A 25,792-nucleotide genomic window follows, 5' to 3' on the forward strand; every position below is an offset into this window, starting at 1 on the left:
TTTTATTTAAACTAATACAGCATGAAGCTACACGTTATTGATACTGGTTTTTTTAAGTTAGACGGCGGCGCGATGTTTGGCGTGGTGCCGAAAACCCTTTGGCAAAGGTCTAATCCTGCTGATGAGAACAACCTGTGTACGTGGGCGATGCGCTGTATGCTGATTGAGGATGGCGATAGACTCATACTTATCGATAATGGCATAGGAGATAAGCAGGATGCTAAATTTTTCAGCCATTATTACTTGCATGGAGATGCATCACTTCAAAAATCTTTGAAAGCGGCCGGCTTTGCACATGAGGATATAACCGATATGTTTCTAACGCACCTGCATTTTGACCATTGCGGTGGTGGTGTAAAGTATAAAAATGGTGATGGAGCCTTGGAAATGGCTTTCCCGAATGCTACCTACTGGTCTAACGCTGACCATTGGGAGTGGGCAACAAAACCAAACGCCCGAGAAAAAGCTTCCTTCCTAAAAGAAAACATTCTGCCAATGCAGGAGAGCGGCCATTTAAAGTTTATCGATCCTACCGCTCCTTCGCCTTTCCCGCAGTTCGAAATCTTTTATGCTGATGGCCATACCGATAAAATGATGGTGCCGATAATGGAGTATAAAGGGCAAAAAATTGCTTTTATGGCTGATTTACTGCCTTCCGTAGGTCATATTCCTTTACCTTATGTAATGGGATACGATACGCGTCCATTGTTGACATTGGATGAAAAAGCTCACTTTCTGAACCGTGCCGCTGATGAGGAAATCATTTTATTCTTTGAGCATGATGCTGTAAACCAGTGCTGCACTGTGCAGCACACTGAAAAAGGTGTACGCCTGAAGGAAACTTTCAGCCTATCAGAACTATAAAATGCGCGTTGGTCTGGCATTATCTGGTGGCGGTGCGAGAGGTATTGCCCACCTAGGAGTTTTGAAGGCGCTAGATGAGCAGGGGGTAAAAATAAGTATGATCTCCGGCGTTAGCTCTGGCGCTATAGCAGGCGTACTGTATGCGCATGGATATACTCCTGATGAAATACTAAATCTCATTAAAGAGCTAAGCGTGTTTCATGTTATGCGGCCTGTCTTCGGTAAGCGGGGGTTGCTTCATCTTGAAGAAGTAGAAAAGCTATTCAACAAGTATTTAGGCCCTGAGCTGAAGTTTGAGGATTTAAAGATTCCGGTAGTCATCAATGCTACTGAAATGAATGAAGGTGTGACAGCCTATTTTTCTACCGGCGAGGTTATCAAGCCACTGCTTGCTTCCTCTGCAGTGCCTATACTTTACCAACCAATTCTTTTTAAGGGGAAGACGCTTAGCGATGGCGGCTTACTTAATAACTTACCTGTTGAGCCATTGCATAATAACTGCGATGTCAAAATTGCTGTGCATGTAAACCCTATAAATCATCAGGCTCAGGTAACCTCACTTACCGGAATGATTGAAAGAACTGTAATGCTGGCAATTAACAATAGCGTTAAACTTCGTGTTAGTCAGTGCGATTTGTTCCTGGAGCCAAAGGAATTAAAGTTGTTTCGGTTAACCAGCTTCCGGAAGGCAGATGAAATTTTTGATGTGGGTTACAGGTATGCGATGCATATGGAAAGGCATATTAGACATCTAGTTAATAGTCAATAGTCTTATTTTAAAAAAAAATATAATTTATATAGTATGCTAAGGTGCTTTCACCGTAAAAGGCATATGTGTAAAATTATATTTTTTATGGTTATACTAAAACTGTTGCTCTTTTTCTTCTTTACATACTCAGCCGTTCTGGCTCAGGAAAACAAGAGTTTTATGTGGAAAGCTAAGGTAAAGCACGGCTCTGTGCTTATTGGAGGCAATGTGGATGCGGCAATTTACAAAACCACTAAAGAGCTGAATCAGCCGTTAGGGCCAGAGGAAGGAACCAGCATTTTAGCTAACATGAATTTTAAAGGAGGTTATTTCCTTATTCATGACTTAGCTATTGGCGTTGATTTAGGTATAAGCCATGAAAGTTATAGCGTTTCTATTGAAGAAGGAAAAGATACTTTTAGACGCACATATCTGCTAGGCGGCCCTTTTACCAGATACTATTTAGATAATGGCATATTTGGTGAGCTTACGTTAAAAGGTGGGTTGTTAAACTTTTCGACAGGCGACAAAACAGATTTAGCCCAAGGCACATTGGGTGTAGGTTATGCATTATTTGTTAATGAGAAAATAGCCATTGAGCCTATAATTTCATTTCGGTATACCCGGGAGTGGCAAGGGGATGATGCTAACGTTTCTTTTGGCCCGTTAATAGGAGTCGGTATACAGGCCTATCTGCTGCGCAGAACATCGCATATTATCAAAGAAGCCTTGTAAAACAGCTCAGAAGTATGTATCTATACATTTCCATTTAAAGTAGGCAAGTATACTAAGCCTACTTTTTTACTTTACACCCTCAACCTTACATGATCGGAAAGTTTATTTCTAAGCTGTTTTTCAAAGCAACTGGCTGGAAACTTAATGGCACCTTAGCTCCCCAAGATCGCCGTTGCGTTATGGTAGCCGCCCCTCACACCAGCAACTGGGATTTTGTATATGCCCGTGCAGCCTTCTTTCTAATGGACGCGCCTATTCGTTACACCATCAAAAAAGAGTTTATGAAATTCCCTTTCGGACCTCTTTTAAAAGCAATAGGCGCACTTCCGATCGATCGATCAAAAAACAACCGCATGGTTGATGCCATGATTCGGATTTTTGACGAAACACCGGGGGATATGTGTGTGATGGTGACCCCCGAAGGAACAAGGAAATACCAGCCACGCTGGCGCAGAGGATTTTACTATGTTGCTTTGGGCGCAAAGGTGCCTATAGTGCTGGGTTACTTAGATTATGCTAAGAAGGAGGCAGGAATAGGCCCAACTATTATTCCATCTGGTGATATAGAAGCAGATCTTGAGAAAATAATGACCTTCTACAGAACAAAAACCGCAAAATATCCGGAGCAGGGGGTTCTGTAGTTCTAATCATACATTATACTATACCTATAAGCAGAGAGAGCCGCTATACTTTAGCGGCTCTCTCTGTTTAAAATAAATTATGATCCTTACGCGATTTGGCGCAAGTCAACAGGTATAACTCTTGATATGCCCGCTTCTATCATCGTGATGCCATACATAACATCGGTAGAGGACATTGTACGCTTATTGTGCGTCACAACGATGAACTGAGAATCGTTGGAGAACTTGCGGATAATGTTGTTAAACTTATCAATGTTTGCGTCATCCAGAGGGGCATCCACTTCGTCGAAAATACAGAAAGGAGCCGGCTTAAGTAGGTAAATAGCAAAGAGCAACGAAATTGCGGTAAGTGTTTTCTCTCCACCGGAAAGCTGGTTTATAGTGAGCGGCCGTTTTCCTTTTGGCTGCGCCATGATCTCTATTTTGGCTTCTAACGGATTCTTAGGGTCTGACATTACCAAATCGCAGTTATCTTCATCAGTAAAGAGGCTGCGGAACACGTGCTTGAAATTGTCTTTTATCTGATTAAAGGAGTTCATGAACTTTTCCTTCGCTACCGTGTCAATCTCGTTGATGGTGTCTATTAGCGCGTTTTTAGCATTAACCAAGTCATTTCGCTGGTCCGTGATGAATTTCTCACGCTCTTCTATCTCGGCGTAAGCTTCCGCTGCCATAGCGTTTACCGGGCCCATCTTGTCAAGTTGGCCTTTCACGGTTGAAATGTGCTCGCTTAACTCTTGATTAGAGAGCGGAATTAATAATTCCTCCTCCGGTACAGGGCTGGCAAAATCCTCATCAGAAATATTGAACTCGGCTGCCAAACGCTCTTTAATCGCCACAAGCTTAAGCTGTGTGTCAGTTTTAGCCTGTTGCATGCGCATCAGTAACTCATCCGAGTTCTGTCGCTTTCGCTGCAATTCGCGTATGCTCTTCTCTTTCTCGTCCAGGTCGCCGCGCAGGGTGAAGTATTCTTTCTCAATCTCCTCCAGTTCTTCAGCAAACTCACGACGGGCCTCGTTCATACTTTCCACCACTTCCTGGTTGTTAAGTATAAATGTGTCAGCTTCTGCTATTTCTTGTTCCGACTTTACCAACTCCTGCTTTAGGCCCTCGATGCGTTCCTGGTTGGTTTCTACGGTTTTCTGCTTATAGCTAATCTCCTGCTGCAAACTTGCAAAACGGTTCTTGAGCTGGTGGTACTGGATGTTCTCCTGGTTAAACCTTCCTGAAATAACAGTTATTTGTTCTTGCTGATGCTCCAGGGTTGAAGTATAAACTGCAATTTCGTCTTCCAGGCGCTGCAGTTCTTTCATGTCGGCCTCAGCCTGAGGCGATACTTCCATACTTTGCTCGCGCAACTCTAACAGGCGCTCATGCAGTTCATCCCGTTTTTGGTCGAAGTTGCGGATGTTCTGCTGATGCTGCTCGTGCTTGATGCGCACTGTGAGCAGCTCCTGCTGCAGCTTGCTTACTTCTTTCTCCAGACCTTTAATCCTGTCTTTCTCTGACTCGTTTTTATAGTTCTGAAGGATTTGATTCTGCGTGTTGATGCGGCTCTGCAGCAGCTCTACCTGCTCCTGAAGTTCAGCTACTTCTTCGGCCAACTTCTCCAGGTTTTGTTTACGGCCAAGGCGGTTGCCGTCAAACACGCCAACGGAGCCACCAGAAAGACTTAAAGGCTTACGGATGGCACTGCCATCTTTCAGGATGATGGTTTTATACTCGCTTTGGTACAGCTCTTCCTCCGCGTTGTCGCTGATGTATACATTCCGAAGCATGTACTTCATCAGGCTGCTGTATTTTCTATCTGCCGATACCACCTCATAGGCTGCCTGCAGATTTCCTTCACTGAAAGTAGCCGAAGGTTCCAGCTCCTCTATTTCAGAAAGTACAATAAAGTTCGCGCGGCCCTTGTTTTCTTCTTTCAGCAACGCAATCGCGTCTACGGCATCCTGCAACTCATCTACAACAAAGTAGTTCATGTACTGCTCCAGGTAGCTTTCAATAAGTGGCTTGTAATCAGGCTTGCATAGCAGGATATCAGATAGGAGAGGAGCAGGCTTATTCCAGCTGTCTGATTTGCTTAAAAACTTAATTGCTTCCGGAAAGCCTTCCATGTTCTCCACCAATGATTTGGTGAGATTATACTGGTTTTGCTTAGCGTCTAAAGTACGGTTCAGCTCCACCTGCTGCCCCTTTAGCTCTTCAATAGTAGCTTCAGTGGTTTCTATGTTTTGCTGTAGCGTATCTTCTTTGGCCTGGAGGCGCACGAGTTCAGAAGTCTGCTCTTCCAGTGCCATTTGTGCCTCCTGCAGCTGCTCTTGCAGTACACGCCCGTCTTCGTCGGCTGTCATTTGCTGCTGCTGCAGTCGCTCCAGTTCCTGATTTATATTCTGAATCTGTACCTGGCTTATCTCAAGGGACTTGTTAAGCTGGTATACTTCGTTTTGCTTGGATTTCTGCTGCTGTACCAGGTCCTGGTAAGCATCCTGCATGGTTGCCTTCTGCTCATTAGCCTCCTGCAGCTGCTCTTTCATGTCGGCTACCTGCTCCTCGGCATCGGCAAAGCTATCCTGCACCGTTATCAGTTCGTCGCGCAACTCCAGTATACTTTCCTGGGTGTGCTCCACGTTAGCGGTATCCTGGCTTATCTGCTGGCGTAGCTGCTGCATACGCTCTTTCAGATAGGTGCTGCGTTCAGATTTTAATTTGATATCATTTTCGAGTTGGCGGAGTTTTGCCGTCTGCACCTGCATGCTGCGCTGCATTTCCGATAGCTTTTCCTGCGTCTCGTTCAGTTCTTCTTTTTGGCCGGCAATGGCTTCCTCTGCCTCCGTTACAATTGCAATATAATTTTCTTTCAGGTTTGTTTCCTGCTGCACATCCTGCTCAAGACGCTCCAAAGTCTGTTGATATTGCGATATGTTGCGGCGGGCAAACTCTAGGCTGTGCTTCTTGTAGTCGTCCTTTAAGTTGAAGTACTTAACTGCTTGTTTTGCCTGGCGTTCCAGCGAGCGCATGTTTTTACCGATCTCGTGCAGCAAGTCCTCTACGCGCTCAAGGTCAGCGTCAGTTTCCTCCAACTTCTTTAGCGTCTGCTTTTTCCTAACTCTGAACTTAGAGATGCCCGCAGCTTCTTCGAACAGTAAACGGCGTGAGTTTTCCTTATCGTTAAGGATCTCGTCCACCATTTTAAGCTCAATAATGGCATAACTGTCAGAGCCGATGCCTGTATCCAGGAAAAGCTCGTTGATGTCTTTGAGGCGGCAGGTAACACCATTCAGCATATACTCACTTTCACCGCTGCGGTAGTACTTGCGCGTAACCGTTACTTGGGAGTATTCAGTTGGTAAGATACCTTTATTGTTATCGAAAGTAATGGATACCTCAGCCATCTGAACCGGCTTACGGGTTTTAGAGCCGTTAAAAATAACGTTCTCCATTTTATCGGAACGGAGGTTACGCGTTTTCTGCTCCCCCAGCACCCAACGTATGGCATCTACAATATTAGACTTGCCACAGCCGTTCGGCCCCACAATTCCTGTAATCCCGTTGTCGAAGTTTATAACGACGCGGTCGCCAAAACTTTTAAAACCTTTAATCTCTAATTTTGAAACTTGCATTCGCCTGCGAAGAAAATCTTTATTCTAATCTCAAAAATAAGACGATTTTTCCATCCTATACCTCTTGCTTAGGTATAATTAATAATTATAAGCCCTAAAAACCCGCAACTATTTTGCTATATTTGGTTAGAAGACATGTTCTATGGATGATTTTAAAATAATAATATACATACTTGCCGCTGCAGCATACTTTCTGCTGACGCAGTGGCGCAAGGCTTTTAAGGGAGGAGAAGATGAGGAGGCAGACGTGGAGCCCCGTAGGCAGCACCACCAACCGGCGAAACCTGTTACTTCTTTTGAGGACATCCTCAGGGAACTACAGCCCAAAGTAGAGCAGGCACGCAGGCAGGGGCAAGAAGTGGTACAGCAAGGCGAGGAGCGAGCTAAGGAACTCGTGAAGCCTACAATGGCAAAGGCAGAAACTGTTTTAGAAGCTCCTGCAAAGTATAAAAGTTATGAGACCATGGCACCCAAAGTATTGTCTTGGGAGAAGAAGGCCGAAGCCATAGAGGCCGCAAAAAACGCTGCATTGCTAAGGCAGGAAAGTTTTAAAGCGTATGATAGGGAGCGCCCACAGGTTAGCCGTTATGCCGCCATACTACGGAATCCAGCATCAGCGCGAGAGGCTTTTGTGCTTTCAGAGATTTTCAAAAGAAAGTATGACTAAGCTTTAAAAGTATAAAAGTCATACTTCTATTAGGAGTTTATACTTTACTTCATTAAGCCTTATAAATGATTGATTTATCTTTTGTAATTACTTACTCCTGAGTTAGCGCGAAGGTGAGAATATTGGCTCCCATGCGCAAAGCTTGCTGCCGGATTGGCTCCGGATCGTTATGAACCTCCTGATCTTCCCAGCCGTTCCCTAAATCTGTCTCATAAGAGTAAAAGCATACCAGCCGGCCTTTATGTATAATTCCAAAGCCTTGGGGCGGTTTATTGTCGTGTTCGTGTATTTTCGGTAAACCTCTGGGGAAGCTATACTTTTGCCGGTAAATAGGATGGTCGAAAGGAAGTTCTACAAATTCATACTCCGGAAACACCTTTTTCATTTCCTTTCTGATAAATTGGTCTAAGCCATAGTTGTCGTCTATATGCAGAAACCCGCCGCTAAGCAGATAATTACGCAGGTTTTGTGCCTCTGCGTTAGAGAAAACCACGTTGCCGTGCCCTGTCATGTGCACGAAAGGGTATGAGAACAATTCCGGACTGCCAACTTCTACCACAGCTTCATCAGAGGCAATGTTTGTGTTCAGATTGCGGTTGCAAAAGCTAATCAGGTTCTGTAAAGAGGTTTTGTTGGCGTACCAATCCCCGCCACCGTTATACTTTAGTTTAGCTATTCTAAAGCTGTGTGTTTGAGCTAAAGCAGGAGCCAAGGTAGCCACCAAGATGCATAAGAATAGGAGCACTTGCTTCATCTGCTTATATATGTTTAATTTAGTTTTATAACGGTGCAAATATGTCATGAAGTACATTTAGTGTGTGGCAGGCAACTAAAGCAGCTGTTTCAGTGCGCAGTCTGCTCTCTCCAAGTGTTACAGGCCGGATTCCTTTATGATACGCGGCGGCTATCTCGCCTGTAGAGAAGTCGCCTTCCGGGCCAATGAGTATGCAGTGTGGCTGCCCATGCTTATAGTATTCCTTAATGCCTTTTGTTGCATCGTCTTCTAAATGAGCAATAAAAGTGCTGCCAGGTATAGATTTCTGAATAAACCGGTGAAACGGTGTCATGTCGTGCAGAAGCGGCAGATAACCCTTCTGTGATTGTTTCATGGCACTTACTGCTATTTTCTCTAACCTGTCTAAACGTAAATTCCGACGCTCTGAGTGCTCACAAAGCAGAAAGGTAATTTCGCTAACACCAATCTCTACAGCTTTCTCCACGAACCACTCCATACGGTCTATGTTTTTAGTAGGCGCAACCGCAATATGCGACACATAAGGCAATTTGCCATATTCTATCTGCTTATCAATAATTTGCAGCTGGCAGCGCTTATGATGGGCATCCTGTATAATAGCCGTATACATTCCTCCTGAGCCATCCACCAGGTACACTGTATCACCATGATTCAGACGCAACACGCGGGTGCAGTGTTTAGATTCTTCCTCGCTTAAAGTATAAATTTCGTTGCTGATGTCCGGGGTAAAGAATAGGTGCATTTTTTTTGAATAAGACTTGTTTAATAGATTTGTATACCTAAAATAGGTGTATGTTTATAAAAATCGACAAATTATATAAAGCAGCCATTATGGTATCCCTAGTTGCTGCTTTGGTTTTAATAATTTGTATATCTAAGTTTGGAGTAGGTTTGTCTAATGATTCGGTAGCTTATATTGTGGCTGCCAAATCTTTTTACGCAGAACGGCGCATTTTCTTATCCGATAGAGATTCTTATTTTACAAATTGGCCCCGTTATTCAGTATTCTTTTATCGAATACTTTTTTACTTAATATAGATAATAAGGATTTTTTATAGTGCTCACATCGTATTAGTATATAGTTAGTTGTAATTTTATTTTTTCAGCTTGCTTTTAAATTAACTTCATCTTTAAGCTGGTCTTTAGTCACTACATTTTTCTTTATAACTGCGCCTCCAACATTTATTACCTTTTCATACCTCTGGTCTGAAACTTGTTTTATACTATTTATATTTAGCTTAAGTCATTATTTGTCAAGTCTTAAGCTAACTTTTTTAATTGCCTGTTCGGTATGTGCAGGATTAAGCGTAATGGAACTGGCCGCACTGTTGAAATAACTCATTTCAAATATACTCTAGTAACATTGGCGAAAGCTATTTGGCTGTGGTTTTTGCCATACCCTTCCATTTCAACTGGGGGAATACTGTCTATACTATCTTTAAGTTTATTGTTGTTTTATCTTGGGTATTCTATATTTCAATATATAAGAAACAAAATTAAAAATAATTTATTATTGCTTGTGTTAGGATGTAATTTTGTATTGTTTTTGATACTTATATTCATCGCTTCACTTGTTCAATCCAGTGATTTTCCTAACTATAGACTCACATCTCCTATATTTTACAGCTTTTTGCTCATATTAAGTTGTGTTACATATACATCCTTTTTAGAAAGAAGTAAAATTGTAACACTATTATCTATTGGTGCTGTAATTTCAATTGCGGGTTTCAATTCGTATAGATATTACAGTTATATTAATCTTTCATTAGAACAAGGCATTTAGGGTAACTCTGATAAGGAATCAGTGGAAACACATCTCATGTCCAGTTTAAAAAATGCAAGTTGGGTTGATCACTATATTAAACGTAAACAAGCTTTTTTTTACATTCCTGAGGAATTGTACTATCATGGATATGAAGGGGTGTTGCGTATCCATAAAGGATTTAGAAATAGGTTAAGCGATCACTTTATCAAGAAAACCAGGTATAAACTGATCATATGGTCCGGTGATGAGGAAGCCCTAAATAGCTTCATAACTAATTCAGTTGATAGCTACTTTATCAAGAGCAAACAAATGTATGACGATGGAGTAGTGCTTCTTTTAGAACTAAAATAGAAAAGCCTCTCCACACGAAGCAGAGAGGCTTTTATTTTATAAAATCTAAAAAACTTAGTTAATAGTAACTTCTACTTGCGGCGCACCAGCCAAGATCTCATCATTTGCATAGTCTGAGTATTTCTGGAAGTTCTTTACAAACTTAGAAGCAAGGTCAGTGGCTTTTGCATCGTAATCCTCTTTATTGTCCCAGGTGTTTCTTGGGTTCAGGATTTCGTCCGGTACATTAGGGCAGGAGTTAGGCATCTCCACACAGAACACTGGGTGCTTCGTGTAAGATATATTGTCTAAATCTCCGTTAAGAGCTGCCGTAATCATGGCGCGGGTGTATGGTAATTTCATACGGTGTCCGATGCCATAAGGGCCGCCAGTCCAGCCGGTATTAATTAGCCATACATTTACGTTGTTTTTCTCCATCTTTTTGCCAAGCATTTCTGCATACTTGGTTGGGTGAAGCGGTAGGAAAGCGGCTCCAAAGCAAGCAGAAAAAGTTGTCTGCGGCTCAGTAACACCTACCTCAGTACCAGCCACTTTTGCTGTATAGCCCGATATAAAGTGGTACATGGCCTGGCTGGTATTCAGCTTAGAGATTGGAGGCAGCACACCAAAAGCATCAGCAGTTAAAAAGAAGATGTTTTTTGGAATATCAGCTCTGGATGGCTCAACCGCGTTATCAATATAATTTATTGGGTAAGCGGTGCGGGTATTCTCTGTTACAGAGTTATTTGTGTAGTCTACTGTGCGGGTACCTTCGTAAAAGCGGGTGTTTTCTACAATAGAGCCGAATTTAATGGCATCCCATATTTGCGGCTCTTTTTCACGAGAAAGGTCGATAACCTTGGCATAGCAGCCGCCTTCAAAATTGAAAATGCTATCTTCTGTCCAGCCGTGCTCGTCGTCACCGATCAGGCCGCGATCCGGATCAGCAGAAAGAGTGGTTTTACCTGTGCCAGAAAGGCCAAAGAAAATAGCTGTATCACCTTCTTTGCCAACATTAGCAGAGCAGTGCATGGACAAGGTATTTTTTTCGTGCGGCAAAATATAGTTAAGGACACCAAAAATACCTTTTTTCATCTCGCCGGCATAACCCGTGCCTCCAATAAGAATCATGTTCTTGGAGAAGTTGATAATGGCGAAGTTGCTTTGGCGCGTTCCGTCTACGGCTGGATCGGCCTCAAACTCTGGAGCACATATAATAGTAAACTCAGGAGTGTGGTTCTTCAGCTCGTCTTTGGTCAGGCGCAGGAACATGTTGTTGCAGAAAAGATTCTGCCATGCCTGTGTGTTTACAATTCTAAGGTCTAAGCGGTAGTCTGGGTGAGCTCCGGCAGAAGCATCACGCACGTAAAGCTTCTTATCCTTCAGAAAGTCCACCATTTTGGCATGAAGCTTATCAAACTTCTCAGCATCGAAAGGGATATTGATATCACCCCACCATACAGAATCCTCTGTCTTGGCATCTTTCACAATGAAGCGGTCTTTAGGCGAGCGGCCGGTAAATTTGCCCGTGTCGCACATAAGAGCACCATTGTCGGTGAGTACACCCTCACCATTTTTAACAGCTTCCTCCACCAATTCAGCCGGAGTCAAGTTCCAAAGCACTTCCTGTGCCTCCGATATGCCGATACTCTCGAGACCCACTGTATTAGATTTATCTCCAGATTCTTTCATTGAAAATTTTGGGTTTGATTAAAATGATAGGTTATATGCTAAGATGATACAAAAATAGAAAAAAAAGTATATTCTTATAGGAGCTTTACTATTTTTAAGCAATTACTCACTAATCTTTTAGAGCACCATCAGGATTTATACTTTCAGCGGCCTAAATTGCTGCAGATTTATAGAGTGAACAGTTGCTTTGCGGTGCCATATGCTACAACTCATATTATCTAATTTTATGGCTTCATACGCTTTCAGAGTGCATGAGTTTAGCCAGTAACAGGAATAAAAAACATAATTATCATATAGAAATACTGCTTTACAATTGTCCTGACTGAGTGTTATAGTATATTATACTACACTTCCGGTAGTGATGTTTGTGCTTTGCTGCTGATTATGAGCCGGTATGGTGTAGATTTACAGCTTAGACATGCTTTACGTACCTGCTTAGCTCCGTCACCTACACCTAAAAAAGAATTCGAGTGTATAACACAGGAAGGGCGCAGATTTGTATAAATCGTTAAAGAGTCGTATTTTTAGTTTATAATGCGCAAAACTATTTAATCAGATACAACCAATTTATGTCAACATCTCAGAACATCTCCGGAGGGAGAGCGCCTAGTTTCATAGAACCTCAAGGCACTCTGTTTGGTCACCCTAAAGGATTAATGGTATTGTTCTTTACTGAAATGTGGGAGCGTTTTAGCTATTACGGCATGCGCGGCATTTTGGTGCTGTTCCTGGTATCTAACACAAAAGGTGGATACGGCTGGACGGATGAACAGGCACTGGAGCTTTATGGTACCTATACTATGTTTGTTTACCTTATGTCCATTCCGGGAGGTATACTGGCAGATAAATTCTTAGGGCAGAAAAAAGCAGTAATCATAGGTGGCTTTACGCTGGTTGCCGGCCACTTACTGATGGCTTATCCGCCGGAATGGGCTTTTTATACGGCACTTTGCTTGATTGTAGCCGGTACAGGTTTGCTTAAACCTAACATTTCCACAATGGTAGGAGGACTTTACAGAGAAGGCGATAGCCGCCGTGACTCTGGCTTCACCATATTCTATATGGGTATTAACCTTGGTGCTTTACTGGCATCTCTCATAGTAGGTTATGTAGGTGAAGTATACGGCTGGCATTATGGTTTCAGCCTTGCTGGTTTTGGTATGGTGCTTGGCCAAATTGTGTTTATCTGGGGCCGAAAATACCTGCAGGGAGTAGGTAACCTGAACAAAAACGAAAAAGACGAAGACAGAATCTTTACGAAAGACCAGACAGGCACAGCTGCGGCTAAAGGCTTCATGGGCTTTACCAAGCATGAGTGGGACAGAATTATTGTGATCCTGATCTCCTTTATCATAGTACTTGTATTCTGGGCCTCATTTGAGCAGGCGGGTGGTCTGATGAACCTTTTCGCGCAGCAGTACACCGACCGTGTGGTTTTTGGGTGGGAAATACCTACAGCATGGCTGCAGGGACTTAATTCCTTCTTTATCCTGACTTTAGGTGGTATTGTAGCTGCCATTTGGGTGGCATTGGCAAAACGCGGTAAGAACCTGCCGTCAATTTTTAAGATGGGCTTAGGGACATCAATTCTGGGTATCGGTTTTATTTTTATGGTGTTTGCCTCTTTACAGCGTACTTCTTCTGCGGACGGACTATCGTCGTTGCATTGGTTGGTGTTTGCTTATATGTTCCATACTATTGGCGAGCTGGCGCTGTCTCCAGTATCCCTTTCATTTATCACTAAGGTGGCTCCTAAACGTATTGTGGCTTCCATGATGGGTTTATACTTTGCCGTAACCGGTTTGGCAAATAAACTGGCCTCTCTAATCGGTATTTGGGCAGTGCGCCTCGGCGAGCTGGAGGTGTTTATTTATATCGCTGGTTTTACTATTTTCCTGGGTATTGTGCTGATGGTGCTGACGAAGCGCATCAACAAACTTACTCACGGTATGGAAGACAAGAAAATGGACGAGGAGCAGGCACAGACCGGCCAATTGTTAGAAGCTGAAATGAGCTAATTGCTTCTTGCAATCATGAAGAACAAAAAAGCCCTTGGTGAGAAATCATCAGGGGTTTTTTGATTATTTATTTTGTACTTTTGCTAGTATAAGCGAACTGATTCGGTAAATTAATGTGTTGTTTCCGAGATTAGTTATTTTAGCCAAATTAAACTTTTAGCCAATGTTTTTTTGTGTTCTGGTGCGACAGGTCCTGCTGTCGCTCTTGCTGGGCTGTGGTGCTATAGCCTGCAATACCGTATCTGAGGTAACACCTATACCTAAAGTAGAGCAAGATCCCGGGGTAGTTTACACCATCAAAAAAGGAACTCATTACTCGGATCAGAATAACGTTACAAAGCTCTTGACCAGCCGCATCAGCTTTGAAGTAACCTTTGATAGTTCAGCCGTTTATACTTCTGCTATACCTAACAACCAGGCAGACATAAATAAGTTATACGGTTTATCAGACTGCAATACAAGTCACCACACCAACAGTGCCCGCTTTGGCTGGCGGTGGTATAATAACCGTCTGGAGTTGTTGGCTTATACTTACCTTAACAAGCAGTGGGGTTATAAACTGATTGGCTCGGTGCCAATAGGCCAGGCTGTACCGCTTGAGTTGCTCTTGGAGGACGGGAAGTATGTTTTTAAAATGTACGGGCAGGAGGTAAGCATGCCCCGTGCCTGTGGCGGTGCCGCAGAAGGTTACCAGTTGTACCCATACTTTGGCGGAGACGAAACCGCTCCTCACGATATCAAAATCAGAATTAAGGAAGTAGAGTAAAGTATAAGCTTTCATGTTTATCTCTTGAAAAGCAAAAAGCCCTGGGCTAACATAGCTCAGGGCTTTTTTATACTTTAAAGTGCAAAGGCTGATTACATCATGCCGCCCATGCCACCCATGCCGCCTGGCATAGCTGGAGCACCTTTTTCTTCTTCCGGATCTTCTGATACCACGCACTCAGTAGTTAACAGCAAGCCTGCGATAGAGGCTGCGTTCTCCAGAGCAAGACGAGTAACTTTAGTTGGGTCGATGATACCGGCCGCAAACATGTTCTCATACTTATTGTCACGGGCGTTGTAGCCGTAGTCAGCCTTACCCTCACGGATCGCCTGAACCACTACTGAACCTTCGCCACCTGCGTTAGAAACAATTGTTCTAAGGGGAGCCTCCAGAGCAGTCTTGATGATGCTTACGCCTGTTTGCTCATCAGCATTGTATGCATCGATGTTGTTTAGGGCATCCAGCGCACGGATCAGGGCAACACCACCACCGGCTACGATACCTTCTTCCACAGCTGCACGGGTAGCGTGAAGAGCATCATCAACACGGTCTTTCTTCTCTTTCATCTCAACCTCAGTAGAGGCACCGATGTAAAGGATAGCCACACCGCCAGACAGCTTAGCCAAACGCTCCTGCAGTTTCTCTTTGTCGTAGTCAGATGTAGTTGTCTCCATCTGCGCCTTAATCTGGTTAATGCGCGCTACGATATCGTCTTTCGTGCCGGCACCGTTTACAAGCGTCGTGTTATCTTTGTCGATGATTACTTTCTCAGCCTGACCTAAGTAGTCAAGAGTAGCGTTCTCCAGCTTATAGCCGCGCTCTTCAGAGATCACAGTACCACCGGTAAGGATAGCGATATCCTCCAGCATAGCTTTTCTTCTGTCGCCGAAGCCTGGGGCTTTTACAGCAGCGATTTTAAGAGAACCACGCAGTTTGTTAACTACCAGTGTAGCAAGTGCCTCACCGTCTACATCTTCAGCCACAATTACAAGGCCTTTACCTGTCTGAACAACCTGCTCCAACACTGGCAGCAGCTCCTTCATGGTAGATACCTTCTTGTCGTAGATCAGAATGTATGGGTTATCAAAGTCAGCTTCCATTTTCTCCGCATTCGTTACGAAGTATGGAGACAGGTAACCACGGTCAAACTGCATACCTTCAACAGTTTTCACCTCTGTTTCAGTGCCTTTTGCCTCTTCAACAGTAATTACACCGTCTTTACCAACTTTATCCATCGCGTCGGCAATCATTTTACCGATCTCCGGGTCGTTGTTGGCAGAGATAGTACCTACCTGCGCGATTTCAGAAGAGTTATCAATTGTTTTAGACTGAGTCTTCAGGTTGGCAACTACAGCGTCTACAGCCTTGTCAATACCGCGCTTCAGGTCCATTGGGTTTGCACCGGCAGCTACGTTCTTAATACCTGCAGTATAAATAGCCTGCGCCAATACTGTGGCAGTAGTAGTACCGTCACCAGCCTGGTCAGCAGTTTTAGAGGCAACCTCCTTCACTAACTGAGCACCCATGTTTTCGATAGGGTCTTTCAGCTCAATTTCTTTCGCTACAGATACACCGTCTTTTGTAATAGTAGGCGCACCAAATTTCTTGTCGATGATGACGTTACGGCCTTTAGGCCCTAAAGTAACTTTAACGGCATTAGCCAGTTTGTCAACGCCAGATTTAATCTTGTTGCGAGCGTCTGTATCGAATGTGATGTTTTTAGCCATAGTTATTAATTTTATGGATTAGTTTTTAAGATTGGATAAGATTAAAGAATCGCCAGGATATCTGACTCACGCATGATCAGGTAGTCGCTACCATCCACAGAGATCTCAGTACCGGCATACTTGCCATACAACACAGTGTCGCCAACGCTTACCTGTGGCTTCATCAGGGCGCCTTGCTCCGATACTTTGCCTTCGCCAACGGCTACCACCTCTCCACGCTGAGGTTTTTCTTTAGCAGTGTCAGGAATGATGATACCAGATTTGGTTTTTTCTTCTGCTGCAGCCGGAGCTACAATTACTCTGTCTGCTAATGGTTTGATGTTGATTGACATAGTTTTTGGTTATTTAGTTATGTTTTGTTGTTATGGATTCTACAATAACACATGTGCTTTATCATTTCCTGTGCCAAGACGCAGAAGGTGACAGATTAAGCCAATTTTTCAGTTTCTAACGCTCTTGCACCTGTCAGGTTTGTCATTTTCTGTCAGCAGCCGGAACTTTTTTGCAAATCTGTCAGGCTACAAGTATAAGGTAAGCCAAATAAAAAAGCCGGCCTTAAACAGGACCGGCTTTAACCCATAACGGGGTATATTTTACTATTCTGCGGCAGTGTCGATCATAGTTGGTATCTCAGCTGCGTCAGGTATTGCGGCAGTAGTGTCGTCGGTTGCTGCGCCCGGAAGAGCTCCGGCAGGGGCTGCTGGCATCTGTGACTGACGCGCACGCTCCTCGTTAATGCTTCTTACACCAGCGTCGCTTGTGCTTCCAAGCATATGAGTTCCCAGCGTAAGCAAAACCAATGCAATGGCAAATCCCCATGTCAGCTTTTCCAAAAGGTCACCGGTGCGTTTAACGCCCATTAGCTGGCTAGTGCTGCCACCAAATTGGCTGGATAGTCCGCCTCCCTTAGGGTTCTGAGCAAGAACAACCAATATAAGCAGCACGCAAACAAAGATAATGATACTAATAAGGGCGATATACATGTTAACTTAGGTTTTGTAATTTTTCGATCTGTTCAGCAAAGTAACTCTTTTTTTCCGGATTTTTCAAAATGAGTTGCTCATATATTTTAATGGCTTTTTTAGCCTTGCCCTGCTTCACGAAGATGTTGGCCAAGCTTTCAGAGGCCATTCCGCGCTTAATCTTAGAGCTTTTTAGCGAAAGGTCTTCCTGATGCTCCGGTTTAAGCTTCACATTGTTTAATGCTTTAAGCCTAGGGTTTATCTTCAGGAACTGGTCAATTATATTAAGTTGATCGTGCAAAAGTGGGGTTGGAGCCTCTTCTTGTTTTACCAGTTCATGGGTTTTGCTGTACTCAAGTATAAGCTCCGGATGGAAGCCTGCCGGCTTAGCTCGGACAAACTCACTTTCGTCTTTCAACTGCAATGCCTCGCCCATACGGCTGGATGACATCCAATAACCCAACACATCCTGCTGGTACATTGCATCAATCTCATCGAAAGCGTATTTAATTTCAGCTTCTTCGGGAGCTGCTGGAAGTATGTCTTCCTTAGGAGCAGCAGGCTCATCATTCTCTTCTAATCGATAATAAGCACTGGCGGCTAAGGCAGCTTCGGCTGAAATAATGCTAGCTAAATCGTCTTCAGTTTGAGGGATGGCATCAGCCTGAACAGTTTCTTCTATAAATATCTGCTTCTGCTCTTCTTGTACGACTTCTGGTTCCTGCACCACCTGCGGCGCTAATGGAATAGTAGGGGCTGGTGCCGCTTCTGCTACAGGCTCTACGTCGGGCTTTTGTGCCAGTAGGTCTGTAAAGGAAGGGCTGAGGCTTTTGATGGTAAGCAGCAAAGCCAGTTCGGAGTCCAGTTTCTCCATTGGCTGCTCCAATATGTCTTTGTCTGAAGTATAGCGCTCAACTTCTTCCTGAGCAACTTCATCTTCAACATACTCATCTGCTACTGCAGCATCCTCTAAGCTAGCTTCTGGATGGGTAAGGGTTAACTCCTGTGGCTCTTCAGTGGTAAAGTATGGCTCCTCTACAGCTTCGTAAACCGCTTCTTCCTCTTCTGTGTCAGTTACTGATGTTTCAGTAGGTTTCAGGTAAAGTTGTGCTTCTTCGGTAATAACATATTCAGGGACAGTAATGTTAACTTCTGTGCCTGAAGGTGATGCTATAAGCAGGGCAGGAGTAGCTTCTTCAACAGCAGCTTCATCAAAAACAGGCGCTGCCACCGGCACAGTATAAATAATGCGCTTTAGCAACTGCCGGTTTGCCGCATATGCTGATGCCCGGCGCAAACGCTGCGTAGACAACATGCTACCTTTGTCGTAAGCTGATTTGGCCAACAGCAGGTGAGCCGTTTGGCAATACGGAAAAGTAGCTGCCACCTTCTCCAGCTCTTCTGTTTGCTGGTCAGAAATGTTAGCTACTTGCTGTATCAGTTGTAGAAAAGCCGATTTGTTCATGCTCACTTAAGTTCTGTTAAAGACGTCATTACCAATCTGCCACTGTTTTATTGAAAACATCCACCACCAACTGCTCCGACAGCTGCTCTATCTGAGCAGTAGAAAGCTGCGTTACGTCCACATTCTGCGGAAAATCCTGAGCGATGGTAAATGTTCTTTCAAAGTCTTTTTCCGGCTGCTTCACGTTGGCGAAGCGTATCTGCACGCCCAAAGTTAAACGGTTAAGGGAGGCAATGTCCTGCTGCCCCTCCCGCTGAATTGCGGCCGGTGAATAAGTAAAGCTAACAATCTGACCTGCTAATTGCAAGTCGCCTTCACTCTGTACTATTGCCAAATTCGTATTGCGGCGATAGTAGTCCTTCATGTTGTCTGTCACCACCTGCGTAAGGTTGGACGGTCCTTCACCAGTGCTGTTCTCTAAATTCTGGATAGAGATCGTTCTGATATCAGGAGAAAGGGTGGTGCCGGTAAAAGAGTAAATGCAGCTGCCGCATACCAGCAACAGCAGCAGCAGGCTATAGCTAAACAGGCGGGTGTTAATCTTCAATGTCATACTGCTTTAGTTTGCGGTAAAGAGTGCGCTCCGAAATGCCCAAGTCCTGAGCGGCGTATTTACGTTTATTGTTGTGCTTCTTCAGGGCTTTCAGGATCATCTCCCGCTCTTTGTCCTCTAAAGATAAACTTTCTTCTTCTGTTTCGTGCGGAATATCTTCTACTTTATCATCCTCATAATCCTGCGGCTGGCTGTGCTTAATCGGTAGGTAGAAGGGTTCATTCTGCACTGGCTCCTGCTGGTAAGAGCGGCCATTATACTGCTGCTGCTCCATATTCTCAAACAAGTGGCTGTGCTCACGAAGCAGGTCTTCGTCTTTAGGCTGATGCGCCAGCATATTAAATACAAGCTTCTTTAGCTCGGACATGTCGCGGCGCATATCAAATAGCACCTTGTACAGCAGATCCCGTTCAGAAATTGGACCGTCAGTAGGGTTTTCCTTAGCGAGAACAGCCGGGAGCGATGTTCCTGTTTCCTTTGGAAGGTAGCGGCGCAGTGTTTCAGCGTTAATCTCCCTGTCATATTCCAGCACGGAGATTTGCTCTACAATATTCTTTAACTGGCGGATATTGCCCGGCCACCGGTATGCCTGCAGCTCTCGCACCGCATCTGGTGCAAGCTGAATGGACTGCATTTTATACTTCTCGGAAAAGTCAGAGGCGAATTTCCTGAAGAGAAGGTGAATGTCATCTCCGCGTTCGCGCAAGGCAGGCACAGAAATTGGCACAGTGTTGAGGCGGTAGTATAAATCTTCGCGAAAAGTGCCTTTCTCCACCGCCTTCAGCAGGTTTACGTTAGTAGCTGCCACCACCCGAACATCCGTTTTCTGGACTTTAGATGAACCTACCTTAATAAACTCGCCATTTTCAAGTACACGCAGCAGGCGGGCCTGAGTGCCCAGAGGCATTTCCCCAATCTCATCCAGGAAGATAGTGCCGCCGTTCGTCACCTCAAAGTAGCCTTTGCGTGCTTCCTGTGCTCCTGTAAAGGAACCCTTCTCGTGCCCGAATAATTCAGAGTCAATAGTGCCTTCAGGTATAGCACCGCAGTTTATAGCGATAAATTGGCCGTGTTTGCGGGGGCTTAAATGGTGGATGATCTTTGAAAAAGATTCTTTGCCGCTTCCGCTTTCACCTGTTATAAGCACAGTCATTTCGGTTGGGGCTACCTGTGCCGCTACCTGTATGGCATAGTTGAGCAGCGGCGAATTTCCGATAATGCCGAAGCGCTGTTTTATACTTTGTATATCGATATTGCGCATATTTTTAGATTAGAGAAATTGGAGGTATGCTGCTAACAACCTGAGGTTTAATTAAATGATGTTTTACCTCAGTTGCATACTCCCCAAATTAATCAACCGCTTCCCCGAAGAGTGTGCCTACGCTACAATCATGTACAAACACGTTCACGTAATCACCTTTCTTGTAATGCTTCTTATCAAAGATCACTACTTTGTTCTGGTCGTTTCTTCCGCTGAGCTGCTCATCAGATTTTTTAGAGAAGTTCTCTACCAGCACACGGTGCACCTTGCCTATATCACGCTTGTTGCGGTTGAGTGATGTCTCGCGTTGCTTTTCAATGATTTCTGCTAAGCGGCGTTTCTTTACCTCCAACGGAATATCATCTTCCAGTTTGCGGGCTGCCAACGTGCCTGGGCGCTCAGAGTAGAAGAACATGTAGGAGTAATCATACTGCACATAGTCCATCAGGGTAAGCGTATCCTGGTGCTCTTCCTCCGTCTCGGTGCAGAATCCGGCAATCATATCAGAAGAAATACCGCAGTCCTCGCCAAGTATACTTCGGATAGCATCCACGCGGTTCAGGTACCACTCCCGGTCATAGGTGCGGTTCATGAGCTCCAGCACGCGCGAGTTTCCGCTTTGTGCCGGCAGGTGTATGTATTTGCAGATGTTGTCATACTTCTTCATCGTATGCAGCACCTCGTCGGTAATGTCTTTAGGGTGGGAGGTAGAGAAACGAATGCGCAGGTTAGGGTCTACTAATGCCACTTTCTCCAGCAGCTGGGCAAAATTTACCGTTTCTGAACCGTCTTCCGAAGCCCATTTGTATGAGTCTACGTTCTGGCCCAGCAGCGTAACCTCCTTGTAACCCTGCGTCACCAGCGCCTCTGCCTCACGCACAATAGAATAGGCGTCACGGCTGCGCTCACGGCCACGGGTAAAGGGAACAACGCAGAAAGAGCACATATTGTCGCAGCCTCTCATAATAGAAATAAATGCACTTACCCCGTTGCTGTTCAGGCGAATCGGGTTGATGTCTGCATACGTTTCCTCTCTTGATAGCAGCACGTTTACGGCTTTCTGGCCACCGTCCACTTCGTTAATCAGATTTGGCAGATCGCGGTAAGCATCTGGGCCTACTACCAGGTCAACTATTTTTTCTTCTTCCAGCAAGGATTTTTTGAGGCGCTCGGCCATACAGCCCAGCACACCGACCATCATGGCTGGCTTCTTCTTTTTATAGTAATTAATCTGGCCTAAGCGGTTTCGCACTGTCTGCTCCGCCTTCTCCCGGATAGAGCACGTGTTCAGGAACACAAGGTCTGCCTGTGCGATGTCTGAAGTAGTATCAAAACCCTGCTCAAACATGATCGACGAAACGATTTCGCTATCAGAAAAATTCATGGCGCAACCATAGCTTTCTATGTACAGCTTTCGTGTTTTGCCCGTATTTGTCTCTTTTGAAACCTGCGTGTCACAGGCTGCTGCCTGCTCCGGGGTGCGGTTATCTATAAAATCTAAATCTACTATTGGATCCATGGTTACTCAATTACAGCTGCAAATATACTATAATGTATTCAAAAACGTGACAGAATGGCAGAAGATGTGCCGAATAATGAGCTATGTTTTATCGATTGTAAAGATCAACGCGGTAATTTTCAGGTGATAATCTACTGAAACAGTGGCTAAACCTATTGGTTGCCCGAAAGTACCTGAAGCATTGCACGGGCTTTTAGCAGGCACTCTTCGTACTCGCGGTCGGGGTCAGAATCATACGTGATGGCGCTGCCGACCATAAAGCTGAGGTAGCCGTTGCTGGCATTGTACTGAATACTTCGGATCACCACGTTAAAATCACAGTCGCCATTGGGTTTGATGAAGCCGAAAGCGCCAGAGTATAAACCACGTTTTGTATCTTCCAGTTCTTCAATGATTTGCATCGCGCTGATTTTAGGGGCGCCAGTCATACTTCCCATCGGGAAAGCGCCAATTAACGCATCTACCAAGTCCTTATTCTGTTTAAGCTCACCTGTTACAGTCGATATCATCTGGGAGACTTGCCTGAAACCGTAAATCCCGAACATTTCTTCCACCTGCACGGTTCCTGTGGCGCAGGAACGGCTCAGATCATTTCGGACAAGATCGACTATCATCATGTTCTCTGCCAGTTCCTTTTCATCGTGCAGGAGCTGGTGCTGAAGCTGAAGGTCTTCCTCAGGCGTGTTGCCTCTCCTGATTGTGCCTTTAATGGGCTGGGATATGAGCTTTTGGCCTTCTTTTTTCAGGAAACGCTCCGGTGAGGCGCAAAGCAAATACTTATCGCCTGTTTTTAAGAAGCCGGAAAAAGGAGTGGGGGAAGCCTGGTTTAAAGCAAGGTAAAGTGGCAACGGCTGTATGTTTACCTGCTCAGCAAAAAACTCCATGCAGTAGTTCAACTCATACACATCACCCTCCAAAATATGCTGCCGCACACGCTCCACCAGAGTTTTATACTTTTCGCGGGATACCCGCTGCTGGATTTTGAGCCCTTGAGGTGAGGCTGCAACAGGAGTAGGCGTAGCAAGTATGGAAGCAAGTGTGGTTTCTGTATTAGCAGTAGAGGAACAGATGCTTATAATCTCTGATTTAAAGTATAAGTATACTTCCGGAGCGAAGAATGTCAACAGCGAAAAGTGTAACTGGTCCAGATTTTGGCTGCTCAGCTGCTCTGTCTCATTCTTCAGGTCATAGCTTAGAAAGCCACAGAGAATAGATTGTTGTTCCTGCAAATTCTTCCGAAGCTCCTCAAAAGCGGTATGCTCCTTAAACTGAAGCGCCTCACCTCCTGAAACAGCTAGTATGTGCTCAAAACCAGCATGGGGGTAAGGTATGTCGTTAGGATTGTAGTAGGCCACCAGCGGGTGTACGCTAGCCCAGGCTAAAGCTTTTAACCTGAACTCCTGCAAACTTACCGGCAGCTCTGCTTGCTGTATTTCTTTTGTGTGCATAATACCGCTTATATAGCCGACAAGGCCAGTTTAGCTTTGGCGTCTATACTATTCTTATACTCGTGTTGCTTGTAACTTAGCGCTTTTTTAAAGTATGATTTAGCCTTAACGGGCTGCCGCAGCTCCTGGTATATGTACCCCAACTGCAAGGAGGCGCTAGGCGCAAAGTATAAATCCGTGTTTTGGCATAAGGCTATTGCCTTCTGGTAATGCGGCAGAGCTTGTTGCAGCGAGTCGATGCCATGATAAATGCGTGCCTTGCGGTAGTAATACTCTGCCTGCACTGCAGTAGGCGTCGCGGCTGTTATTTCTAGCTGCTTTAGCGCATGTAAGGCCTCCTGAAAATACCCGCCATCCGAGTGAAGGCGCGCCTGCATCAGCGGTTTTACCAGCGGCTGCTGTCGCTGTGCATACTTAGCGGCATACCTGTCTTCCTCACTTTCATCAAGTCCTACTTTTGGTACTTGCTGTAAATACCACTGAGCCTGCGGCTTATGGTTGCTTAACGCGTAAGCTAAGTATAGCTTATAATTCGCAGCTTTAAGATAATGCCTGCCCTGGTGCTGCTTCAGAAACTGGCGGTTTTCCTGAATCGATTTCTCGTAGTCGGCTTTGTATAAGTATAAATCTGCGGCCATGTGGTGCAGGTAAGGGAAGGGCAGGTAGAGGCTGCTTTTGGGGCGGTTCAAATAAATAGCCAGCGCCTCCTTACTCGCGCCTGTTTTTTTCAGCAAATGCATCGATACGAACTGAAACAGAAGATTATCCTGCTCACCAGAAGCCAACTTGTTTGCCTGCTCCAGCGCCTGCTTTTGCTTGTCTGGCTCTGTAAGGTGAAGTATAACCGCATGCAGCAGTTGCGCTTCCTGATGAAAAGGGTTGCTCTTGGAGGTGGCTTGTTTCAGGTTAGCCATGCCTGTTTTGATCTCTCCCTGCATACCGATAATGCTCAGAAACCATTTATACTTATCTGGCACAGAGCCCATCAGCACCTGCAGCACGCCCAGGTGCTTTTTGTTAGGTGTAAATTCCGGGTACTTCTGTATATTTTCTTTGTACTGCAGGTAAGCCTTCCGGAAATCCCATGCAGCAGATAAACGGTTGCCAAATAGTAGTTTAGACATTGCTACCTGAAGCCTGACTTCTGCTAGTGCATAGGTGGTCCACTCGTTTTGCATTGGCAAGTCAGCCAGCTTCTCCAGGCGATTTTCCTGTGCAGCTAAAAGCTGACCGTAGGTATGATGGTTCTGCTGCACGCAAAGCTCCAGAAAGTCGGCGTAGTTGGCAAGCAGCAGAGTATTGGGGTTTTGAGATGACTGACGCTGCAGTAGCTCCCGGCCATTGCCTACTTTCAGCTTGAGCAACTCCTGGTAAATAGCTTTATGATGAGAGGTAAAAGCAGGAGTAGCCGCTAAGTTATGGCCAAGGAGCCAAAAAATCAGCAGCAAAAAAAAAGGATGGGGTTTAGCCATCCTCTTTCGGTTTGTATGCAAGCGTTGTCCGCTCAAGATTGATCCAGCTTAGTATACACGCTGCTCAACACCAGCCAAAATACGGCCACAGTGCTCGCAAACGATGATTTTCTTCTGTGCAGCAATATCTGCCTGGCGCTGAGGTGGCACCGTGTTAAAGCAGCCTCCGCATGCATCACGCTTTACAGATACAACAGCAAGGCCATTACGTACATTTTTGCGGATACGGTTATAAGCGCTCAGCAGTCTGTCTTCCACACCGGAAGCGGCCTTTGAACGATCTTCTTCTAACGTTCTTTCTTCTTCCTGACTTTCAGCTACAATCTGCTCAAGCTCTTTCTGCTTGTTTTCCAGGTCTTTGCGGCGTTCGTCGAGGCGGTGCTTTGTACCTTCAATTTCAGTGTTTTTCTGATCGATCTGGTAGTGAGCTTCTTTTATTTTCTTTTCAGAGATTTGGATTTCAAGTTTCTGAAGTTCAATTTCTTTGGTGATGGCATCGTACTCACGGTTGTTGCGTACGTTCTGCTGCTGCTCTTCGTACTTGCGGATCAGGCCTTCAGAGTCTTTGATAGCCTGCTTGCGCTGTGCGATAGAGTCGTTCAGGCCAGCTACCTCATCATCAAATTTACGAACCCTTACCTCATAGCCTTCAATTTCATCTTCCAGATCCTGAACTTCTTCAGGCAGGTCTCCTCTAACTCTTTTAATTTCATCAAGCTGTGAATCGATGCTTTGAAGCTTTGACAGTGCTTCCAATTTGCTGGCTACAGTACTTTCCATGT

General features: G+C 44.8%; 21 protein-coding genes. 7 read left to right on the forward strand and 14 right to left on the reverse strand.

What is annotated here, in order from left to right; genetic code table 11:
- Positions 1-21: 21 nt before the first annotated feature.
- From Q1B04_RS15925 to Q1B04_RS15940, 4 genes are all read left to right on the forward strand, one after another.
- Positions 22-864: an MBL fold metallo-hydrolase gene (locus Q1B04_RS15925; protein ID WP_299760572.1), complete on the forward strand. Its 843-nt coding sequence runs from the start codon at positions 22-24 to the stop codon at positions 862-864.
- A 1-nt stretch (position 865) separates the two neighbouring features.
- Positions 866-1,633 (forward strand): patatin-like phospholipase family protein, encoded by a 768-nt coding sequence (locus tag Q1B04_RS15930; protein ID WP_299760574.1) that lies wholly within the window; start codon positions 866-868, stop codon positions 1,631-1,633.
- Between the two features lie 84 nt (positions 1,634-1,717).
- Complete coding sequence (locus tag Q1B04_RS15935) at positions 1,718-2,347, forward strand: hypothetical protein (protein ID WP_299760576.1); 630 nt, start codon at positions 1,718-1,720, stop codon at positions 2,345-2,347.
- An 89-nt stretch (positions 2,348-2,436) separates the two neighbouring features.
- Entirely contained in the window at positions 2,437-2,988 is a 552-nt protein-coding gene (locus tag Q1B04_RS15940) for a 1-acyl-sn-glycerol-3-phosphate acyltransferase (RefSeq protein WP_299760578.1), read from the forward strand.
- Between the two features lie 86 nt (positions 2,989-3,074).
- Here the strand turns inward: Q1B04_RS15940 and smc are convergent, their stop codons facing one another.
- A complete protein-coding gene (gene smc, locus Q1B04_RS15945; protein ID WP_299760580.1) occupies positions 3,075-6,611 on the reverse strand; it encodes a chromosome segregation protein SMC in 3,537 nt (1,178 codons plus the stop codon).
- 142 nt (positions 6,612-6,753) lie between these two features.
- On the opposite strand from smc, the gene Q1B04_RS15950 reads away from it, so the two are divergent.
- Positions 6,754-7,278 carry a hypothetical protein gene (locus Q1B04_RS15950; RefSeq protein ID WP_299760582.1) on the forward strand — a complete coding sequence of 175 codons (525 nt, stop codon included), beginning with the start codon at positions 6,754-6,756 and terminating at the stop codon, positions 7,276-7,278.
- Between the two features lie 91 nt (positions 7,279-7,369).
- Here the strand turns inward: Q1B04_RS15950 and Q1B04_RS15955 are convergent, their stop codons facing one another.
- The 3 genes from Q1B04_RS15955 to pckA all read right to left on the reverse strand — a co-directional run bounded on the left by Q1B04_RS15955 (position 7,370) and on the right by pckA (position 11,819).
- Positions 7,370-8,032: a DUF4159 domain-containing protein gene (locus Q1B04_RS15955; RefSeq protein ID WP_299760584.1), complete on the reverse strand. Its 663-nt coding sequence runs from the start codon at positions 8,030-8,032 to the stop codon at positions 7,370-7,372.
- A 25-nt stretch (positions 8,033-8,057) separates the two neighbouring features.
- A complete protein-coding gene (locus tag Q1B04_RS15960) occupies positions 8,058-8,774 on the reverse strand; it encodes a 16S rRNA (uracil(1498)-N(3))-methyltransferase (protein WP_299760586.1) in 717 nt (238 codons plus the stop codon).
- A 1,428-nt stretch (positions 8,775-10,202) separates the two neighbouring features.
- Complete coding sequence (gene pckA / locus Q1B04_RS15965; RefSeq protein ID WP_299760588.1) at positions 10,203-11,819, reverse strand: phosphoenolpyruvate carboxykinase (ATP); 1,617 nt, start codon at positions 11,817-11,819, stop codon at positions 10,203-10,205.
- Between the two features lie 569 nt (positions 11,820-12,388).
- On the opposite strand from pckA, the gene Q1B04_RS15970 reads away from it, so the two are divergent.
- Both Q1B04_RS15970 and Q1B04_RS15975 read left to right on the forward strand, forming a co-directional pair.
- Positions 12,389-13,837, forward strand: coding sequence for a peptide MFS transporter (locus Q1B04_RS15970; RefSeq protein ID WP_299760590.1), 1,449 nt, complete (start codon positions 12,389-12,391; stop codon positions 13,835-13,837).
- A gap of 163 nt (positions 13,838-14,000) precedes the next feature.
- On the forward strand, positions 14,001-14,603 hold the full coding sequence (locus tag Q1B04_RS15975; protein ID WP_299760592.1) for a hypothetical protein: 603 nt from the start codon (positions 14,001-14,003) through the stop codon (positions 14,601-14,603).
- Between the two features lie 92 nt (positions 14,604-14,695).
- Here the strand turns inward: Q1B04_RS15975 and groL are convergent, their stop codons facing one another.
- The 10 genes from groL to Q1B04_RS16025 all read right to left on the reverse strand — a co-directional run bounded on the left by groL (position 14,696) and on the right by Q1B04_RS16025 (position 25,790).
- Positions 14,696-16,330 carry a chaperonin GroEL gene (gene groL / locus Q1B04_RS15980; RefSeq protein ID WP_299760594.1) on the reverse strand — a complete coding sequence of 545 codons (1,635 nt, stop codon included), beginning with the start codon at positions 16,328-16,330 and terminating at the stop codon, positions 14,696-14,698.
- A 41-nt stretch (positions 16,331-16,371) separates the two neighbouring features.
- Positions 16,372-16,662 (reverse strand): co-chaperone GroES, encoded by a 291-nt coding sequence (groES, locus tag Q1B04_RS15985; protein ID WP_299760596.1) that lies wholly within the window; start codon positions 16,660-16,662, stop codon positions 16,372-16,374.
- Between the two features lie 264 nt (positions 16,663-16,926).
- Positions 16,927-17,313: a preprotein translocase subunit SecG gene (secG, locus tag Q1B04_RS15990; RefSeq protein ID WP_299760598.1), complete on the reverse strand. Its 387-nt coding sequence runs from the start codon at positions 17,311-17,313 to the stop codon at positions 16,927-16,929.
- A 1-nt stretch (position 17,314) separates the two neighbouring features.
- A complete protein-coding gene (locus Q1B04_RS15995; protein ID WP_299760730.1) occupies positions 17,315-18,757 on the reverse strand; it encodes a hypothetical protein in 1,443 nt (480 codons plus the stop codon).
- 28 nt (positions 18,758-18,785) lie between these two features.
- Positions 18,786-19,310, reverse strand: a complete 525-nt coding sequence (gene lptE / locus Q1B04_RS16000; protein WP_299760600.1) for an LPS assembly lipoprotein LptE — start codon at positions 19,308-19,310, stop codon at positions 18,786-18,788.
- Positions 19,294-20,571 carry a sigma-54 dependent transcriptional regulator gene (locus tag Q1B04_RS16005; RefSeq protein WP_299760602.1) on the reverse strand — a complete coding sequence of 426 codons (1,278 nt, stop codon included), beginning with the start codon at positions 20,569-20,571 and terminating at the stop codon, positions 19,294-19,296. The genes lptE and Q1B04_RS16005 overlap by 17 nt, the downstream gene beginning before the upstream one ends.
- An 88-nt stretch (positions 20,572-20,659) precedes the next feature.
- A complete protein-coding gene (gene miaB, locus Q1B04_RS16010; RefSeq protein ID WP_299760604.1) occupies positions 20,660-22,090 on the reverse strand; it encodes a tRNA (N6-isopentenyl adenosine(37)-C2)-methylthiotransferase MiaB in 1,431 nt (476 codons plus the stop codon).
- Positions 22,091-22,242: 152 nt separating this feature from the next.
- Positions 22,243-23,538, reverse strand: a complete 1,296-nt coding sequence (locus Q1B04_RS16015) for an anthranilate synthase component I family protein (RefSeq protein ID WP_299760606.1) — start codon at positions 23,536-23,538, stop codon at positions 22,243-22,245.
- Between the two features lie 8 nt (positions 23,539-23,546).
- The gene (locus Q1B04_RS16020) at positions 23,547-25,010 is read right to left on the reverse strand and encodes a DUF3808 domain-containing protein (RefSeq protein ID WP_299760608.1); all 1,464 of its coding nucleotides are present in this window, start codon (positions 25,008-25,010) and stop codon (positions 23,547-23,549) included.
- A gap of 48 nt (positions 25,011-25,058) precedes the next feature.
- Positions 25,059-25,790, reverse strand: a complete 732-nt coding sequence (locus Q1B04_RS16025; RefSeq protein ID WP_299760610.1) for a C4-type zinc ribbon domain-containing protein — start codon at positions 25,788-25,790, stop codon at positions 25,059-25,061.
- Positions 25,791-25,792 lie beyond the last annotated feature (2 nt).

This window comes from uncultured Pontibacter sp., from assembly GCF_947495565.1.
GTDB lineage: Bacteria > Bacteroidota > Bacteroidia > Cytophagales > Hymenobacteraceae > Pontibacter.

What these genes read in the sequence shown, in the direction of transcription:
- Q1B04_RS15925 (WP_299760572.1), top strand. Translation starts at nt 22, where the DNA reads ATGAAGCTACACGTTATTGATACTGGTTTTTTTAAGTTAGACGGCGGC.
- Q1B04_RS15930 (WP_299760574.1), top strand. Translation starts at nt 866, where the DNA reads ATGCGCGTTGGTCTGGCATTATCTGGTGGCGGTGCGAGAGGTATTGCC.
- Q1B04_RS15935 (WP_299760576.1), top strand. Translation starts at nt 1,718, where the DNA reads ATGGTTATACTAAAACTGTTGCTCTTTTTCTTCTTTACATACTCAGCC.
- Q1B04_RS15940 (WP_299760578.1), top strand. Translation starts at nt 2,437, where the DNA reads ATGATCGGAAAGTTTATTTCTAAGCTGTTTTTCAAAGCAACTGGCTGG.
- smc (WP_299760580.1), bottom strand. Translation starts at nt 6,611, where the DNA reads ATGCAAGTTTCAAAATTAGAGATTAAAGGTTTTAAAAGTTTTGGCGAC.
- Q1B04_RS15950 (WP_299760582.1), top strand. Translation starts at nt 6,754, where the DNA reads ATGGATGATTTTAAAATAATAATATACATACTTGCCGCTGCAGCATAC.
- Q1B04_RS15955 (WP_299760584.1), bottom strand. Translation starts at nt 8,032, where the DNA reads ATGAAGCAAGTGCTCCTATTCTTATGCATCTTGGTGGCTACCTTGGCT.
- Q1B04_RS15960 (WP_299760586.1), bottom strand. Translation starts at nt 8,774, where the DNA reads ATGCACCTATTCTTTACCCCGGACATCAGCAACGAAATTTATACTTTA.
- pckA (WP_299760588.1), bottom strand. Translation starts at nt 11,819, where the DNA reads ATGAAAGAATCTGGAGATAAATCTAATACAGTGGGTCTCGAGAGTATC.
- Q1B04_RS15970 (WP_299760590.1), top strand. Translation starts at nt 12,389, where the DNA reads ATGTCAACATCTCAGAACATCTCCGGAGGGAGAGCGCCTAGTTTCATA.
- Q1B04_RS15975 (WP_299760592.1), top strand. Translation starts at nt 14,001, where the DNA reads ATGTTTTTTTGTGTTCTGGTGCGACAGGTCCTGCTGTCGCTCTTGCTG.
- groL (WP_299760594.1), bottom strand. Translation starts at nt 16,330, where the DNA reads ATGGCTAAAAACATCACATTCGATACAGACGCTCGCAACAAGATTAAA.
- groES (WP_299760596.1), bottom strand. Translation starts at nt 16,662, where the DNA reads ATGTCAATCAACATCAAACCATTAGCAGACAGAGTAATTGTAGCTCCG.
- secG (WP_299760598.1), bottom strand. Translation starts at nt 17,313, where the DNA reads ATGTATATCGCCCTTATTAGTATCATTATCTTTGTTTGCGTGCTGCTT.
- Q1B04_RS15995 (WP_299760730.1), bottom strand. Translation starts at nt 18,757, where the DNA reads ATGAACAAATCGGCTTTTCTACAACTGATACAGCAAGTAGCTAACATT.
- lptE (WP_299760600.1), bottom strand. Translation starts at nt 19,310, where the DNA reads ATGACATTGAAGATTAACACCCGCCTGTTTAGCTATAGCCTGCTGCTG.
- Q1B04_RS16005 (WP_299760602.1), bottom strand. Translation starts at nt 20,571, where the DNA reads ATGCGCAATATCGATATACAAAGTATAAAACAGCGCTTCGGCATTATC.
- miaB (WP_299760604.1), bottom strand. Translation starts at nt 22,090, where the DNA reads ATGGATCCAATAGTAGATTTAGATTTTATAGATAACCGCACCCCGGAG.
- Q1B04_RS16015 (WP_299760606.1), bottom strand. Translation starts at nt 23,538, where the DNA reads ATGCACACAAAAGAAATACAGCAAGCAGAGCTGCCGGTAAGTTTGCAG.
- Q1B04_RS16020 (WP_299760608.1), bottom strand. Translation starts at nt 25,010, where the DNA reads ATGGCTAAACCCCATCCTTTTTTTTTGCTGCTGATTTTTTGGCTCCTT.
- Q1B04_RS16025 (WP_299760610.1), bottom strand. Translation starts at nt 25,790, where the DNA reads ATGGAAAGTACTGTAGCCAGCAAATTGGAAGCACTGTCAAAGCTTCAA.